Below are 15,542 nucleotides of genomic sequence, written 5' to 3'. Positions count from 1 at the left end.
CTTTTGGTTAGTGATTTGGAAGTTAGTACGAGAGTATGACTAGATTTGTGAAAGGGTTCATTACTGGTTTTGACTAATACATGAAGTTATTAGTTATCAATACAGCTAGTGTTGAAGGTTTTACATTAGTTTACACGACTGTGCCGCCTGACCTGATATATTAGTGTCAGTTTGTTAAACGCATTAGGTGCGGAAATTATTATATGTTACATTGCTAAATTAATACTAAATGCCTCAATGAAAAGCATTGAAAATTAATAGCAAACAACGAAAGTGATTAACTGTTTGATGATGAAATTCAAAAGGTGTTACTTTCCAAAAATGCTTTTATATTGAGAATTATAATAATTATAACTTTTTAAGTATTTAGGGCTGAGACCCAGTTTATTGAGAATTAAAGGACAAAATCATGAAAAAAATAAAGTCACTTGTTAATGCTGTATGTGTTGCCATTACACTGGCAGCCAGTGCCAGTGCCAGTGCCAGTGCCAGTGCCAGTGCCAGTGCCAGTGCCAGTGCCAGTGCCAGTGCCAGTGCTACAGAAACTTTTCCTGTGTTAAAGGGATATTGGTTTGGGCAACAAGCACCAGGGTTGACTCCAGAACTTTTTGCACCAGATACCGTTTCAGTGAATGGCCGATATGAATTTGGCTTAACGTTTTCACCAAATCTGGATGAAATGTATTTTACAGCACTGGATGTAATTGAAGGGGTAGATACACGTCCAAAAATTTTATACTCAAAAATTGAAGATGGTCGATGGACAGAGCCCAAAACAGTGAATTTTACCAACGGAAAAATGAGCTATGAGTTAGTACCTTACGCGAGTCTAAATGAAGATCGAGTATATTTTACAGCTCGCTCGCCTCATGAAAAAGGCTCAGGTATCTGGTATGTATCGCGAGAAAATGGAGAATTAACAAAGGCTAGAAGGTTTGATTCGCCGATAAACAATGGCAAGTTGTCCGATCTAAACCAAGGTAAAAGTGGAGATCTCGTTTTTACCAATATGTCTGAACGCCAAATGTATTATGCAAAAAACGAAAATGGCCAATATTTAGAGGCTAAACCAATGGATATCGATTTTGGTATTCATGGTTTTATCTCGCCATCTGAGGACTATTTGTTGGTAAACTCTCGAACAAGAAGTGGTAAAAACAGAAGAGATAGTGACCTATTTGTTTATTTTAAAGAGCAAGATGGTTCGTGGTCAGATCCTATCAATTTAGGCGACACAATAAATACGACTTACTCCGAGACTGTTGCAAGGGTATCACCAGACGGAAAATACTTATTCTTTGCAAGATATAATGAGCCAGACAGCGTATCGAATATTTACTGGGTAAGTACTGATGTAATCGCCAAGCTAAAAAAAGACTATTTCAATAAATAAGTCCCAAGTTAGTGCCATCCATAAGCGTTCTTTTTGAACGTTAAATAACCAGAATGCTACTCAAGCGTAGATAAAAGACATGAATGTCGCTTATCTACGCTCAGTTGGGATAAAAACTGTGTAGGATCGAGCCAGTGTTTATTTTATTTCAATAAAGTCAATCCAAGCTAAATACCAGCTCTCAAAGCCTTCACGTTTAACACTGACTTCTAGATGGTGATAGCCGGCCTCTAAAAACACTTTTTGGTGGCTGGCTGTGGTTTCATCAATTTCTGGGTCATAGCTGATTTCTCCAGCCAACTTGTTTCCTTGCCATAGCCTGATAAATTTTCCTTTTTGTCGTACTTGAGCTCGGTAATTTACGCTGTACCAGCCCGTTTTCTGTATTTTGACGTCGAATGTCGCTGTCACCTTTGGCTGCACCAATCCATGACTAAATGCAGATAAGTAGTACAGCTCAGGTTTTTCAGGCGTTGCAGCCCTGTGTCCCAACAAAGCGTTTTCAAGTTTTATGGCCTCTTGCATGTTTAGCCGCCCCGGTATATTTACCACCTTCGGCGTATAATTGGCAGCAGCTACGCTTGGCAGGCTGGTTAAATTGGCGGATTTAGCGACCACCCGAAAGCTGGCCCCACTTTTTGGTAACACAAGGGTAGTGGTGTTTTTAGTTGCCGCGACTGTTTTTAATTTATTGTAGTGATCTTGGTAAAATCCTCCTAATAAATGTGAATAGCGGCTTTTGGACTGGTATATATCATACTCAGTGACAGTAGGATCTATGGCTGAATGCCAGCTCAACTCATAGGTATCGGCGTTCATACGGCTAAGTTGCAGACCAACGGGTCTTTTAGGTAGGCGGTCGCGTTTGGCTAAGTGGGCACTTTGGGCTTTAGCCATGTCTGCTTCGAACTGTGTTGTCGAGCCGTCTGTGTGGGCTAACTTGTCATCAGCAGCTAAGCGAAAGCTCATTGAGGCACCAGGAGAGTCATCTTTTTTAGCGACACGCCACCCATAGGCATGCGATTGAGGCGGGTAGTGCCAACTTGGACCTTTGTGTGCGATATATTCACATTTTTCGATGTCGTTATCTTCTTTGCTGCGAGTTTGATAGCCGTGGCTAAAGCAGCTCGCAGTTATTTCTGATGTATTGCCAGACATGTCATAAAGCCCAAATGGATTTGGTCGATATAGACCTGCGATTGCAATATAGGCTTCGCCGTCATCACAATTCGCGTAACCTAAAAAGCCAACATAACTGGCACCGTATTGTTTAGATGCAATGTATTCTCCTGATTCGTCTGCAAAATTGCCGTACAAACATGCTTGAGTCATGTTTAGATCATCACCCCAAAAAAAACGGCTTGTGGTATTAGCTTTTGCAGCATATTCGAATTCTTGTAGGGTAGGTAGTCGATAAGTCCCGCCTGTTTTTTGGTTAAGCCATGTTATGTATGCGACAGCGTCGCGGTAGGTAACACATGAAACAGGCTGATATTCGCTTTGATAAAATCTGTGGTTATCCCACCGTGCTGTACCAATACTATCTGGTCCAGAAAGCCAGTTTTTACCTATATAGTCATTACAATTGGCTTTTGGGGTATACCCAGAGTCTTCAACAAATTTTCTGAATTCAGCGACTGTGACTGGATATTTCGCCATCTGAAAAGCTTTAATAGACACCTTGTGTGCGGGTTTAAAAGCGGGGTCACCGCTATTACTGCCCATTATGAAATCACCGGCGGGGATGCTAGCCATGGGAGGCGCGATATAGTCTGTTGCCATAACTGAGCTTGGAATACTCAAAAGTAAATAGGTGAATACTTGAAAAGTGGGGGCTTGTTGAATCTTCATTGTTTTACCTCTTAGTTAATTCGTGACTAAGTTAAAAAATGAAATTGGTTGCGTCCTCAAAACCGACTATTGTATTTCTATTTTCTTATCTATTAATTTTATATCCAGTTTATTCAATGTCTTGTAGGGTATCGTGAGCTGAGAACCGAACGCGTTTTTAGCGTTTTAAAGTATTGTTTGCTGATGAGTAGGTTTATTACTCAAGAAAAAGTTGTACCTATATCAGTTGTAAAATGAACTTTATCATAATTTAAAAATCTATAATTGAGTGTTAAATAGCGTAAATAAAAATAATAAATCAAGGAGATAATTTGAAAGTGTTTAAAGTCGTGTTGTGGTTGTCACTCATATTAGTCGCTAGTGTCCAAGCGGGTGATGACTTTAGTATTGCCAAAAGTTACGAATTCAAATCAAAAACACTCAATGAAAATAGAAAAATTGTCGTTTCCCTTCCTGATGGTTATGCGTCTTCAGATGCTCGATATCCAGTCATTTACCTGTTGGATGGGGTGCAAAACCTCAAGCATGTGGTTGGTAGCGTTGATGTATTGACCCGCGTAGGTAACATGCCGCCAAGCATTATTGTTGGTATAAAAAGTGAAAACAGGATGAAAGACTTCACACCTTCTCATGTGGCTGAGATAGAAGAGAGTGGTGGTGCAAAGCAGTTTTTAAGTTTTCTAGAAAATGAATTAGTTCCTTTTATTGATAGTAAATATCGAACCAATAAATTTCGAGTTTTAGCGGGGCATTCGGTTGCGGGTCTGTTTACTGCCTATGCTTGGATGCAGTCACCTACGCTGTTTGATGCATATATTGTGATGGCCCCTGCGTTTTGGTGGAATAATGAACAGCTCACACGCGACGTTAAAGCATTTTTAGCTGATAACCCGACGCTAGAAAAGACATTATATTTTGGTGTCGGTAAAGAAGATGGAAATAGACATTCTCAAAAACGTTTTGTAGAAGAGATAGCAAAGGCGAGTCAACACAAGCTTCGCTTGGCGCATAAAGAGTTTGATGATGAAGGCCATATGTCGGGGCCTCTTTTAACCAATTACTTTGCTTTGAAGTTTATTTTTTCTGATATGAAACTACCCCAAGCAATTCGTGACAATTACAGTGACGCTAAATTTCTGGCCCATGAAACTACTATCATGGAAAAATACGGAGAATTAGCAAGGCAAGCTCAAGAAGTGTATGTGCCACTTGCAATGGAACTGATGAAACAGAAAAACTACCAAGGGGCAGTCACTGTTTTTAGGCGTAATGCACAAGCGTATGAAATGAATAACTACCCGCAAAATTATGTCTGGTTAGCCGAAGCACTAGAGAAAAATAACGAACTGGCGGCGGCAATGAAGGTCTATAAGCAGGCTTATGAATTATCGCAGAAAACAGGTTATGGTGAGTCAGAGAAGTATCTAATTAAAGCTAACGAACTAAAAGACGCATTGAAATCAAGCGACAATCAAGCGAACTAAATCTACCTGTCCCATTTGGCCATGCAAATGGGACACTCCTATTACGTGAGCCCACTACGGTGCAGCCACCGTCGATAAAAAATGCTCGGCGGAACAATCAGAGTAGCTGAGTTTAACTATATTGGGTACTTGGTTTATAATACCTGACTGTTTTAGTGAGAGTGACGAATATGGGTAACAAATGAATTTTGTTGTGTCTACCATTGTTGTGTTCTTTGTTTTAATTTTCAGTTCTAGTAGAGTTTGGGGTCGGATAAATTCATGTGTTGGTGAATGTGCCGAGGTGCTCAATGAGTTATCTGGCGGCAGCACAGAGGGGCTACTTTTTAAAACCATTATGTTCGTCTTTATCGGCTTATACCTCATTGTTAAAATCCACGATAAATGGTTTAAGTAATGACACTTTTATTAGATAGAAAGCTAAACCATTAAAATTCAATATAAACAATGGGTTGGTTCATCCTGCTGAGGTGTCACTATGCTAAAGCTTTGGTGTTTTGAGTTGTTGAACACTTCTTGGCGCACGCAAATCAGCTTGGCGCCGAATAGTATTTTCTATCCAGCGCTCGGTGATAATGGTGTAAAACTCAGCTGATATTAATGATGTTTTGAAGTGCTGTAACATGGCTTTCAAATGCTGATTGGCCCTTATCAGTTAATGAAATCCAAGTTCGAGGCCGCCCATTTTGATTGCGTTTTTTGGTCTCTATATAGCCAACTTCTTCAAGGGCTTTCAGTTGCTTTGAGAGTACAGAGTCGCTCACATCTAGCTGTAATTTAATCAGTTTAAAATCTAACTCGGCACTGGTTACCAGCATGGCACAAATTCGCAACCTATTGGGAGCATGAATAACAGGGTCTAATTGTGACATACTATTTACCCTCAACCATCACTTCTCCTGTAGGCAGCTTCACAAGCAACCAAAACATTGCAATGCAGGCTGCTAACGCACAAAAGTAAGGGGCCCAGTTAATACCCAATTCGGTACGTAAAAAGCGGCTACAAAACCCAAGGCCAGCAAAGCCAAACGTGGCATAAAGGTTGATTTTTTCAGCGGTTTTGGAACGTGGGAAAAGTCGAATTTTAATGCCTTGAAGCCGATACAGGTAAAAATACAATGTGCAAGAAAGGGCAAACAGTAAGGTGCCGACAATAATTGCCAGCGCCCAATTGTTTTCATGCTCAGTCATACCATAGCCAAAGAAAATAGCTGCGTAGCTCACGCTCATTATGAACCGTAACCAAATGGGGGGCGCATATTCAACGAGTATACTCTGCTGAGAATTACGGACGGCATCCAATGCATCTTTAGCTTCGGATCCCGAGGGCATATTTTCATTCATTGTTTTATTCCTTAACTTTCCAGTATGGAAACTTAGTGTAGATTATAACTTTCCACCTTGGCAAGTTAAAACTTTCCATGATGGAAAGTTATCTGTGAGCTTTGTAATAAGCGTTTATAGAGCAATAACTCAGATAATTACCTGTGTGATCTTGTTAACTGGTAATACCACTTGTAAGCTAAAGTGAGTTTGCCTTCAATTCAGATACACTTATGCAGAGCTTTTCGAGTCAAGAAATAACAATAAATTGTGAAGATGGCTACCCTTTGGCCGCAACCTTGTATAAACCGAAAAATGTCACTAAAGGTGCTGTTTTACTGGGACCTGCGACGGGAATAAAACGTCAATTTTATACGTCGTTTGCCGAGTTTTTAGCCGAACATGGCTATGGTGTTTTGAGCTACGATAATCGTGGCATAGGTCAATCGTTGCACGGCTCTATAGATAAGCACACCGCTAGCTTGCAGTGTTGGGGCCAGCTCGATCAACCAGCCGCCATTGAAGCGCTAGCGAGCGCGTTTCCTCAATCTAGTTACCACCTTGTAGGTCATAGTGCAGGAGGTCAGTTGATTGGCCTAGCCCCAAATGCAATAAAATTATCGTCGATGTTTAACTTTGCAAGTTCTTCTGGCCGACTTCTCAATATGAAGTTGAAGGATCAGTTTAAATCTCACTTTTTTATGAACATGTTCATTCCCTTTTCCAACTTTTTATTTGGTCATACGAAATCTCAATGGTTTGGTATGGGAGAGCCGCTGCCATCGGCGGTTGGTGCGCAGTGGCGGTCGTGGTGTAATGGCGGTGGTTATGTAAAAACGGCATTTGGAAAATCGGTTGAAAAGCACTATTTCGACGAGCTTACGTTTCCTGCTATGTGGGTCAATGCAGTGGACGATTTCATTGCGAATGATAAAAATGTCCAGGACATGATGGCGGTCAGTCCAAATATTAAAAGCCAAACTCTCACACTAGACCCAATAGAATATGGGCTAAAAGAAATTGGTCACATGAAGTTTTTTAGTCGAAAGTCCAGTGTGTTGTGGCAAATTCCTTTGCAGTGGTTAGATAAACACACTGGTAGTAAATAATATTGGTTATTGTTAGAGTGAGATGAAGGTAACCGGGTTATTTATTGCGCTTATATGCCTTGATAAATGACATCAATCGCTGGTACAAAGCAAAGTGAATGGGAGATAGATGAGCATGAGTGACTGTTATCTAGGTTCTTGTTTGTGTGGTGGTGTACGGTACTCTGTTACAGGTTTTAGCGATCAAGTAGCGAACTGTCATTGTTCGATGTGTCGTAAATTCCATGGCGCAGCATATGGCACTTTGGTAGGCGTCCAAGGCTTAAAGTGGCTATCTGGAACCGCGCTAATTAAAGAGTTTGTAGCACCTAATGGGACTATACGGACATTCTGTTCTAACTGTGGTTCAAGTCTGGGGTTTAGAGTCCATGGTGCGGTACTTGAAAACATTGAATTAGCAATATCAACATTTGATGTCGATATTCCAGTCGCAGTAGACGCTCAAATTTACACAGATTATAAAGCTAATTGGTGCGAGCTACAGCCTGGAGTACCCGCATTTTCTGAAGGGCGAAAAGGGTAATCGCGTATTAACGTTGCTTAATTTGTTTTGTAGACAGTACTCACATTTCTACACTCGTCACAAAAGGATATATAGATGGAACTAAAAAGTGATAATGAATCAGACAAAAAATTGCAGGGCAAGTATATTGGGCTAGGGGTTGCAATTGGCGCAGGTTTTGGATGTGTTGTGGGTATTTTAGTTGGGGTCTCCTTCGACTTGCTGCCATTCATGGGCGTCGCTACTGGCGCTGGAGTCGCCATTGGTGTTGCTGTAGGCCTTGCAATTTACCGCTCAAAGCTTGACTCATAAACTGACACTAAGCGGTTAATAGTATGGTTTTATATGAAATTCCGCTCATTTTTAAGCTTTGGAGTGTGTTATAAAGTTAGTGTTGATTAGACTTTGATATGCCTTGTAGTTTAAGTATGATGGATATTCGCCGTTGTCTTTTATGGTATAGAAGAATGTGCTAACTGCTGACCAAGCCATTATGAAAAAGACATTGTTCACATTGAAAAAAAGTGTTTAGTGGAGTTAATAATAAATTTCTTGGAGATGGAATATGGATTTTACAAGCGCAATAGATGGTCTGATCCTATTGTTAAGCGGTGTTATGATTGTTTTGTTTAGTAAAGGGGTAGTATTCTCTGGACTAACGCAACAAGAGCAGAGCTACGGTCTAGAAAAGCCCACGTTTATTGTTGGGGCAATTATGGCTGTTATTGGGTTTGTTGCAATAATTATGGGTGTTTTGTAGGTCTTTAGGCTGTTTTCTGCTGCTTCAGGTATTCGAGCATTGTGTCTTAAAGTGTAGTAGCGAGAAAACAGTGATATCTATGACAAAACTTTAAACAGGCGCTTTGAGCGCCTGACATTCACATCAATAATTATGCTTCATGAACTGTTTTTGTCGGATCACAAAGCGTTGTTGGTAGCGTAATTCTTACTGTCGCAACCGTACCCCATGCGCCATTTATTTTTTTTGTTTGTGTTGGGTTTAATTGATTGGTTGTAGAGAGTATTTTTAGATTAGTCTTTTTTAAATTCATTTTTATTTCCTTTGTCTTTTTTCGTTGTTAGCGGTATTGAAAGGTAACCTATTCTTCGGCCTTGTTTCAAATGGAATATATTTTCAGCTTATTTTGAATATTAATATGTCTAACAAATTTGAGAAGAATTTTTCCGGCCTGTATTTTTTTAATGCAATTCTTGGAATGGTTGAGTAAAAATCTACCCGCAGTGAGCGTTTGGACTTGAATATTTTTCGGTATTCAAATGCTTTTTAGCGCGGTAAAAGCTGAATTATCAATTTATGTCTGTATGTAATTTGTTTGCCTGCTATGTTTGTGTCATATGCTGCGTGCGTTTTAATTGGTTTTTGGGCGAGTTGAAAGCGATGATCTTTAATATTTGCGTTAACTCAGGTTTATGTGACAAGTTTATTACCTTAATCTCTTTTAAGCGCCTGCTGATTTATGTAGTCTAGACGCGTTTTTATTTTTGGAGGCATTTCGCCATGTTGCGAGTTCTTTTATCTGCAAGCATAGGCCTTGCAGTGAGTACAGGTGTGTCAGCTCAAGAGGTGATGACCCCTGAAAAACTTTGGCAAGTAAAACGTGTGACAGCGTTGGGACTAAATAAAGAAAAAACACACGTCATCTACAGCGTCACAACACCAAGTGTTGCTAACAATGATTTTGCCAGTAAAGTGTACCAAGTTCCTGTGAAAGGTGGTAAATCTCAGTTACTAAACGCCTATCAAGGCCTATTAGTCGATAGTAATATCTCACCTGATGGCAGTAAGAAGTTATTTCATGAAAAAGTTAATGTGGAGTCTGTTTTAGCAACTCATCGACACAAAGACTTGTCACAAGCAAACGCCTATGTATTTGACGACTTAAACTATCGCCATTGGGATACATGGAATGACGGCGGCTTCAAGCATGTATTTTACCAAGATCTAGTGACTGAGAAAAAAGTCGATATCATGGAAGGCAAGCCATACTCTAGCCCGACTTCTCCTTTTGGTGGCTCTAGTGATTATATTTGGGGTCCTAAAGGCGAAAACATTTACTACGTGAGTAAAAAGCTAGAGGGCACTGAATACGTTACCAGTACCAATACTGATATCTATCGTTATAATCTAGCAAGTAAAAAAACCACTAACCTTACACAAAACAATTTGGGTTACGACAAAAGCCCTGCGTTTTCTGCAAAAGGTCATTTAGCTTGGTTGCAAATGGACAAGGCTGGCTATGAGGCTGATAAAAACGACATCATAGTTCGCATCAAAAATAAAGAAATCAATTTGACTGAACACTGGGATGGCACTGTAAACAGTTTTAAATGGAGCCCTGATGGCAAACGTATTTACTTTGTTGCCCCAACAGACGGCACCATTCAGCTGTTCCAAGTATCAGTAAGCGCCAAATCTAAACCAAAGATCAAACAGCTTACTAAAGGCCAATATGATGTAAATGGTATTGTGGCAGCACTAGACAAGCAGTTAGTAGTGACTCGCAGCAGTATGAATCGTGCGTCAGAGATCTTCCGTTTTGATTTGCGTAAGAAAAACCTGACTCCACTAACAAAGGTCAACGACGCGTTTTACGCTGAACTCGACCTGCCAACAGTGAAAAAACACATGGTGACCACTAAAGATGGTCAGGAAATGTTAACTTGGGTGATCTATCCACCAAACTTTGATGAAAGTAAAAAGTACCCAACACTTCTTTACCTTCAAGGTGGACCTCAGTCTGCACTATCACAGTTTTATTCGTTCCGCTGGAATTTCCAGGTCATGGCATCACAAGGTTACATTGTTGTTGCGCCAAACCGTCGCGGGATGCCGGGTCACGGTGTGAAGTGGAATGAAGACATCACGCAAGATTGGGGCGGTAAGGCAATGCAAGATTACCTTGATGCCATTGATGATGTTGCAAAAGCGCCCTATGTAGACAAAAAGCGTATTGGTGCAATTGGCGCAAGCTTTGGTGGTTATTCAGCCTTTTACCTAGCGGGCAACCATGATGGGCGTTTTAAAACCTTTATTTCACACTGTGGTATTTTTGACCTTCGCAGCATGTATGGCACAACTGAAGAGCTATTTTTTGTAAACCATGAGTTTGGAGGCCCATATTGGGAGCAAAGTAATGCATCGATTAGCCAAACTTACAATGAGTTCAACCCGATAAACTTTGTAGACAAGTGGGATGCCCCAATGTTTGTGATCCATGGTGGTAAAGATTACCGAGTACCATTGGGCCAGGGCATCCAAGCGTTCCAAGCAGCAAAACTGCGAGGGCTAGAAAGCCGCTTCTTGTACTTCCCAGAAGAAAACCATTGGGTACTGACGCCACAAAACGGCATCGTGTGGCAGCGTGAGTTCTTTAAGTGGTTGGAAGATACGCTATAAACATTCGTTTAAGGTGATTTTAAAAAGATGCTAAAAAGACCTGAGTGCTTCACTGTACTCAGGTTTTTTTATATATAGCGCTGCATTATTAGCTTAATAGTTAACTTTGTTGTGCGCCAAGCTGGTTTTTATCCATTCAAGTGTATGATTTATAGAAATTGTTTCTATTTCGACTGTAGGGAAAACTGAGTGAAGTTTAACAGGGGTTAAAGGCACTAGGAAAAATGATAATAATGAGGTGAACTATGCAATTATCTCTTTCTCGAAACCCTTATTTAATTTGTATTGTGCTCGGTGCAGTTACTGCAATTGTGTTCAGTTTTTGGGTTATTGCCTACCATGCGATATCAGGGAAAACACATGACAGGGTTAAAAAGCAACAGAGCATTTGGTTGCACAAGCAGCCGGTGAGTTATAGTTATACAGCCTATGCAGGGTGTATGTACACGATTATTTCCAAAGTGCTAGTGATTGATGGCAACACTTTTTTTGAAAATGTCGCGCCAGAGGAGGATAGACTGGTGATAGACAAGCTATTTAAAGCTGCATCGAAAGGGCTCTATGAGGCGTCGAGTATCGAAATAAAGTACCATTCTGAGTATGGCTTCCCTGAGCTTATTGAAGTGGATTGGAATAAGCACGTTATTGATGATGAGTGCTTTTACAAGATTGAAAACTTTAAACTTATTGAATAGTAGTTAGCGTAATTTTTGTGAGTAAATTTAAATCTGCTGTTGTTATACCGTAAGTGGTTTATGCGATATATTGGCAATTGGATATAGTCACAGCGAATTTCTAAACTACGAAAAAAGGCCTGTGATCTCATTAGGGTAACATTGTGTTGACTTAAATGAGGTACAATTGCAAAAAGAGAACATACAAATAGATAGCGACATTGCCAAACATAATACGGTAGATTGGGTGTGTTGCTGGACAGAAAAATACTTACTAAAAACTTAAAGGAACCAATTATGCGCAGTGTCATTGCTATCTTTTTTATGCTTATTTTATTGCCAGGGTGCGATATAGGTGAGGGGATATCTGGTATGTTGGAAAAGCAGAAATTGGCAGAGCAACATATAAAATCAAAATATGGCTGGGAGTCTAACTTTGGCTATAGCATTGTCAATGGGGAGCTTCAACAAGTCACTTTAGTGGTGTTTTCAAATGAAGTACGTCAGACAACTGTGGAAGACTTGGAGCTGGCCGCTGCTGAAGCTGTTACTTTGGCTTTTGATGAAAAACCTCAGGCCATTTTTATCCAAATTGTTAGTCAACCAGAGCTCCTTAAATAGTTACATAGTTCACCCCAAGCGCATTTAATTATTTGCGGGGTTGAACGATCTTACGCTCAAATTGCAACTTTTTTGAATCATTCAATTAAGTTATTGCAATTTGAGTGGGTAAATAAACTTAAAGCCTTTCCCAAATGCAACTCATGTTGACTACCGTACAGGACGATAATCGCCAGAAGGATTTAATGTCGTAAGTTTACATGACTAAACTTCTACTCAAAATTGTGTCATCGCATTTTGTTCATATACTAAATAAAGTGGTGTGTGCAAACGACACATGTAAATACCTAAAAGTATTTAATGGTGGAACGACAGCAGAGGCTGATGAGCAATGCAAATATCTGAAAGTATAGACATCAAGAGTTCTAAAATGAGAGTTTGGTCGGTGATCACAGATATAGAAAATGCGTCGACCTGGCTATCAAATATAATAAGCATAGAAATTATTGATAGTCCTGATAATGGGATCAATGGGTTGAAATGGAAAGAAGTCCGCAATTTTTGTGGTAAAGAAGCGTCCGAGGTTATGTGGATAACAGATTCCATCGAAAATGAACATTATCGCGTAAGGGCCGAAAGCCACGGGGCAGTGTATTTATCTCAATTAAGCCTTGCAGAATCAGACGGGACAACAACACTAACTATGTCATTTAGAGCTGAGCCACAAACATTTCTTGCAAAATTACTTTCCAAAATTATGACCCGCTTCGTTCTAAACTCAATGATAAAAGAAATTCAAAAAGACCTCACAGATATAAAAGAGTATGTTGAAAGCGCAAGTGGTTAAAGGAAAGTGGTGATGTAATATCTAGCGCTTTGGCAAAAAGAAAGCACTATGCGCTGCACTGTTGAGCACTAAAAAGGCTGCACAAGCTCAGCCTACTGTCAGCACTGTTGAATACCCTTGGCAGGGGTTTTATATCAATGAATATACCAATAGAGTGAAGAGTTTGCCTTGTTGGCAACTGAGTTAAAGAGCAGCGCCCGTGAAGGCACAATTTACAGGCTAAGCTCATAAATATCCTGATTCAGTTCAATCAACTGTTCAAGTAGTACTTGCTGGCCTTTGACATCCGATATTTTCCAAGCAAATGGCTTGAGCGGTTTTAGTCGATTGAGCAGCTCGCCGTTTAAGTCATACCTAGACAGGTATTCAGAGCGGCTGTCATAACTATAAAATAGGTCTTGGTGTAATACTAAGCTGTTGCCATTGAGTGTCGGTATCGGTGTCGGCTTTTGTGGATCTGAGTTCAGTGAGCGCTTTACAACACGACCTGCGAAGTTACTAATATAGAGGTTTTGCTCATTGACCCAAGCGGCTTTAACGTCTGAAATCGGGTATTGTGTGAGATCAGTGGTGTCAATATCGAGTTCCCACATTGTGCCTCTCGATGGTTGTGCGGACGTCACTAAAAGACGCGAGACATGATGCCAGCTCAGTACCTGTGTCAGTGGTATTTTTGTCTCAACTTCTAGGGCCTTGCCCTTTAAATCAATGATGCTAAGTGTTCCATCATTTACCACTGCGATTCTTTTTCCGTTAGGGGACCAGGTTAATTGCTCAATATCAATATGACCGGTAAATCGGCTTAGTTGCGTCGCTAGCTTGCCATCCCATAACCAGATCTGATCACGGCCACTGCGTGCCGAAATAAAGGCGATAAGTTCGCCCTGAGGTTGATACTTTGCAAGCTTCTCCCGACTCTTAGAGCGCGCAAAGCTTGGGTAAGGTTGAACATGTTGGTTTATTCCACTCTGTGCAGGAACTGAGCGCTGCTCATGAAGAGGAATATGCGAAATATCAGTATCCTTGTTGCCTGCAATCGTTAGAATATGGCTGTTTTTAGGATGATGTTGAGCACTGACAACCCCCTGAACTGTGGTGCTGTATGGAGTAAGCTTACCCTCTAAGCCTAATCGATAGAGTTTGCCTTGTTTTATTGCCAGAAGCGACTCTCCCGTTGATGAGAATCGTATAAAGAGTGGATCTTCGCCAGTGACGGTGCCATCTAATTCAACTGGATTTTGCTGTGTAATTTTGCCTGTTGAATCAAGAATGGCCAAAACGTGTTCGCTTTGCTGAGTATAGTAGAGTGCAGCAAAGTGATTGCGCTGTGGCGCGTAATCATAGGTGTAAATTGTGTCCGTTGATGACGTGAAGACTGCCGTGGTTTTTTGCTCTATGGCATTGTAGTTAACTAAGGCAGGTCGGTCTTGCACTGTACTTAAAAAGGTGTAGTTGTGATTCGCCAATGCGATGGGCCGTTCAATGGGTCGTTCTTGGCATTGATAGCGTACCGATGAGACCTGTGGTGCTACTAATGATTCAGCAAAATCTAACATGTTGATTTGCCAGCAATTGGCTTGGTGAGGCTCTGGGCTCTTTGTATCTTGTTGCGTGCAGTCTCGCTGTTTTGTATAGATCACACTGCGGCCATCCGGGGTAAATCGTGTGTCGCGATAAAACCCTGTGTCGGCGCTTAAACGTGTTTCAACACCAGTTTGAATATTTCTCGCCCAAATATGGCTTTGGCAGGATTGAACATGGCGATTAAACACGATGTATTGACCATCCGGGCTGTATGTTGCTTCACTTTCAAACGCGTCAGTAAAGGTTAATTGCTTTAAGGCTTTGATATTGAGCGCTTGCAGCGGAGAGTTTGTCAGGATAAACAGCCCTGTTAGTAATATGATGCAGCCCAATATGCCCCAGGTGACCTGTTTATTGTGTAACACTGAAAACGGTTTGCTCTGTGTGGCTAATGGAGGGGTGTCCATATCCCAGCGCACTTCGGTCATCAATCGGTAACCGATTTTGGGGTGTGTCGCAATGATCCTTGGTGACTTGGCGTCGTCACCAAGTACTTTACGTAGGCGTGCGATACAGCGCTGAAGCGCATTGGGGACTACCTCGGTGCCTTGCCAAACTTGCTCCATGATGTCTTGATGGCTCACCACTTGTTGTGCGTTTTGTGCAAGTAAGAGAAGCACTTGTAAAACCTTCGGTTCTACTTTAACGCTGTGGTCTGCACTAATTATTTCTGAACGTGATAAATCAATGAGGTGATCTTCAATAAAAAAACGCTGTGGTGATGGCATAAATCTAAGACTGCGGCTCTGAATATGCACGAGTATATGAATATAATTTGTTGCTGTCGAGCACGGTG

The 15,542-nt window shown here is 40.9% G+C and carries 16 protein-coding genes; 11 read left to right on the top strand and 5 right to left on the bottom strand.

Features of this window, described 5'->3' with window-relative positions:
- The first annotated feature begins 409 nt into the window (after positions 1 to 409).
- Positions 410 to 1,393: a PD40 domain-containing protein gene (locus N483_RS09575; protein WP_023401028.1), complete on the top strand. Its 984-nt coding sequence runs from the start codon at positions 410 to 412 to the stop codon at positions 1,391 to 1,393.
- A 138-nt stretch (positions 1,394 to 1,531) separates the two neighbouring features.
- Here N483_RS09575 and N483_RS09570 read toward each other — a convergent pair whose 3' ends face one another.
- The gene (locus N483_RS09570) at positions 1,532 to 3,244 is read right to left on the bottom strand and encodes an SUMF1/EgtB/PvdO family nonheme iron enzyme (RefSeq protein ID WP_023401027.1); all 1,713 of its coding nucleotides are present in this window, start codon (positions 3,242 to 3,244) and stop codon (positions 1,532 to 1,534) included.
- Between the two features lie 317 nt (positions 3,245 to 3,561).
- On the opposite strand from N483_RS09570, the gene N483_RS09565 reads away from it, so the two are divergent.
- Together N483_RS09565 and N483_RS09560 are read left to right on the top strand one after the other, a co-directional pair.
- Positions 3,562 to 4,728: an alpha/beta hydrolase gene (locus tag N483_RS09565; protein WP_231105439.1), complete on the top strand. Its 1,167-nt coding sequence runs from the start codon at positions 3,562 to 3,564 to the stop codon at positions 4,726 to 4,728.
- A 181-nt stretch (positions 4,729 to 4,909) separates the two neighbouring features.
- Positions 4,910 to 5,125: a hypothetical protein gene (locus tag N483_RS09560; protein ID WP_036976979.1), complete on the top strand. Its 216-nt coding sequence runs from the start codon at positions 4,910 to 4,912 to the stop codon at positions 5,123 to 5,125.
- Positions 5,126 to 5,315: 190 nt separating this feature from the next.
- On the opposite strand, the gene N483_RS09555 is transcribed toward N483_RS09560, so the two are convergent.
- Both N483_RS09555 and N483_RS09550 read right to left on the bottom strand, forming a co-directional pair.
- Positions 5,316 to 5,600: a transcriptional regulator gene (locus tag N483_RS09555; RefSeq protein WP_023401024.1), complete on the bottom strand. Its 285-nt coding sequence runs from the start codon at positions 5,598 to 5,600 to the stop codon at positions 5,316 to 5,318.
- A gap of 1 nt (position 5,601) precedes the next feature.
- On the bottom strand, positions 5,602 to 6,072 hold the full coding sequence (locus tag N483_RS09550) for a hypothetical protein (RefSeq protein ID WP_023401023.1): 471 nt from the start codon (positions 6,070 to 6,072) through the stop codon (positions 5,602 to 5,604).
- Positions 6,073 to 6,284: 212 nt separating this feature from the next.
- Here N483_RS09550 and N483_RS09545 point away from each other — a divergent pair, with 212 nt between their 5' ends.
- From N483_RS09545 to N483_RS09530, 4 genes are all read left to right on the top strand, one after another.
- On the top strand, positions 6,285 to 7,160 hold the full coding sequence (locus tag N483_RS09545) for an alpha/beta fold hydrolase (RefSeq protein ID WP_023401022.1): 876 nt from the start codon (positions 6,285 to 6,287) through the stop codon (positions 7,158 to 7,160).
- A gap of 115 nt (positions 7,161 to 7,275) precedes the next feature.
- Complete coding sequence (locus tag N483_RS09540; protein ID WP_023401021.1) at positions 7,276 to 7,683, top strand: GFA family protein; 408 nt, start codon at positions 7,276 to 7,278, stop codon at positions 7,681 to 7,683.
- Between the two features lie 75 nt (positions 7,684 to 7,758).
- A complete protein-coding gene (locus N483_RS09535) occupies positions 7,759 to 7,974 on the top strand; it encodes a hypothetical protein (protein ID WP_023401020.1) in 216 nt (71 codons plus the stop codon).
- A 253-nt stretch (positions 7,975 to 8,227) separates the two neighbouring features.
- Positions 8,228 to 8,422: a hypothetical protein gene (locus tag N483_RS09530; protein ID WP_023401019.1), complete on the top strand. Its 195-nt coding sequence runs from the start codon at positions 8,228 to 8,230 to the stop codon at positions 8,420 to 8,422.
- A 130-nt stretch (positions 8,423 to 8,552) separates the two neighbouring features.
- Here N483_RS09530 and N483_RS26940 read toward each other — a convergent pair whose 3' ends face one another.
- A complete protein-coding gene (locus N483_RS26940; protein ID WP_023401018.1) occupies positions 8,553 to 8,714 on the bottom strand; it encodes a hypothetical protein in 162 nt (53 codons plus the stop codon).
- 467 nt (positions 8,715 to 9,181) lie between these two features.
- Between N483_RS26940 and N483_RS09525 the strand changes: the two genes are divergently transcribed.
- The 4 genes from N483_RS09525 (at position 9,182) to N483_RS09510 (ending at position 13,162) form a co-directional block, all read left to right on the top strand.
- Positions 9,182 to 11,080 (top strand): S9 family peptidase, encoded by a 1,899-nt coding sequence (locus tag N483_RS09525; protein ID WP_023401017.1) that lies wholly within the window; start codon positions 9,182 to 9,184, stop codon positions 11,078 to 11,080.
- A gap of 245 nt (positions 11,081 to 11,325) precedes the next feature.
- The gene (locus tag N483_RS09520; protein ID WP_023401016.1) at positions 11,326 to 11,775 is read left to right on the top strand and encodes a DUF6174 domain-containing protein; all 450 of its coding nucleotides are present in this window, start codon (positions 11,326 to 11,328) and stop codon (positions 11,773 to 11,775) included.
- Positions 11,776 to 12,051: 276 nt separating this feature from the next.
- Positions 12,052 to 12,375 carry a hypothetical protein gene (locus tag N483_RS09515; protein WP_023401015.1) on the top strand — a complete coding sequence of 108 codons (324 nt, stop codon included), beginning with the start codon at positions 12,052 to 12,054 and terminating at the stop codon, positions 12,373 to 12,375.
- A gap of 331 nt (positions 12,376 to 12,706) precedes the next feature.
- Positions 12,707 to 13,162 (top strand): SRPBCC family protein, encoded by a 456-nt coding sequence (locus tag N483_RS09510; RefSeq protein WP_023401014.1) that lies wholly within the window; start codon positions 12,707 to 12,709, stop codon positions 13,160 to 13,162.
- A gap of 212 nt (positions 13,163 to 13,374) precedes the next feature.
- On the opposite strand, the gene N483_RS09505 is transcribed toward N483_RS09510, so the two are convergent.
- A complete protein-coding gene (locus N483_RS09505; RefSeq protein WP_023401013.1) occupies positions 13,375 to 15,474 on the bottom strand; it encodes a winged helix-turn-helix domain-containing protein in 2,100 nt (699 codons plus the stop codon).
- Between the last annotated feature and the right edge of the window lie 68 nt (positions 15,475 to 15,542).

This window comes from Pseudoalteromonas luteoviolacea NCIMB 1944, from assembly GCF_001625565.1.
GTDB lineage: Bacteria > Pseudomonadota > Gammaproteobacteria > Enterobacterales > Alteromonadaceae > Pseudoalteromonas > Pseudoalteromonas luteoviolacea_F.
Note: the sequence above shows the minus strand (reverse complement) of the source record. Positions and strands in the feature narration are given on the sequence as shown.

Coding starts and splice junctions, on each gene's coding strand:
- N483_RS09575 (WP_023401028.1), top strand. CDS start 410: ATGAAAAAAATAAAGTCACTTGTTAATGCTGTATGTGTTGCCATTACA.
- N483_RS09570 (WP_023401027.1), bottom strand. CDS start 3,244: ATGAAGATTCAACAAGCCCCCACTTTTCAAGTATTCACCTATTTACTT.
- N483_RS09560 (WP_036976979.1), top strand. CDS start 4,910: ATGAATTTTGTTGTGTCTACCATTGTTGTGTTCTTTGTTTTAATTTTC.
- N483_RS09555 (WP_023401024.1), bottom strand. CDS start 5,600: ATGTCACAATTAGACCCTGTTATTCATGCTCCCAATAGGTTGCGAATT.
- N483_RS09550 (WP_023401023.1), bottom strand. CDS start 6,072: ATGAATGAAAATATGCCCTCGGGATCCGAAGCTAAAGATGCATTGGAT.
- N483_RS09545 (WP_023401022.1), top strand. CDS start 6,285: ATGCAGAGCTTTTCGAGTCAAGAAATAACAATAAATTGTGAAGATGGC.
- N483_RS09540 (WP_023401021.1), top strand. CDS start 7,276: ATGAGTGACTGTTATCTAGGTTCTTGTTTGTGTGGTGGTGTACGGTAC.
- N483_RS09535 (WP_023401020.1), top strand. CDS start 7,759: ATGGAACTAAAAAGTGATAATGAATCAGACAAAAAATTGCAGGGCAAG.
- N483_RS09530 (WP_023401019.1), top strand. CDS start 8,228: ATGGATTTTACAAGCGCAATAGATGGTCTGATCCTATTGTTAAGCGGT.
- N483_RS26940 (WP_023401018.1), bottom strand. CDS start 8,714: ATGAATTTAAAAAAGACTAATCTAAAAATACTCTCTACAACCAATCAA.
- N483_RS09525 (WP_023401017.1), top strand. CDS start 9,182: ATGTTGCGAGTTCTTTTATCTGCAAGCATAGGCCTTGCAGTGAGTACA.
- N483_RS09520 (WP_023401016.1), top strand. CDS start 11,326: ATGCAATTATCTCTTTCTCGAAACCCTTATTTAATTTGTATTGTGCTC.
- N483_RS09515 (WP_023401015.1), top strand. CDS start 12,052: ATGCGCAGTGTCATTGCTATCTTTTTTATGCTTATTTTATTGCCAGGG.
- N483_RS09510 (WP_023401014.1), top strand. CDS start 12,707: ATGCAAATATCTGAAAGTATAGACATCAAGAGTTCTAAAATGAGAGTT.
- N483_RS09505 (WP_023401013.1), bottom strand. CDS start 15,474: ATGCCATCACCACAGCGTTTTTTTATTGAAGATCACCTCATTGATTTA.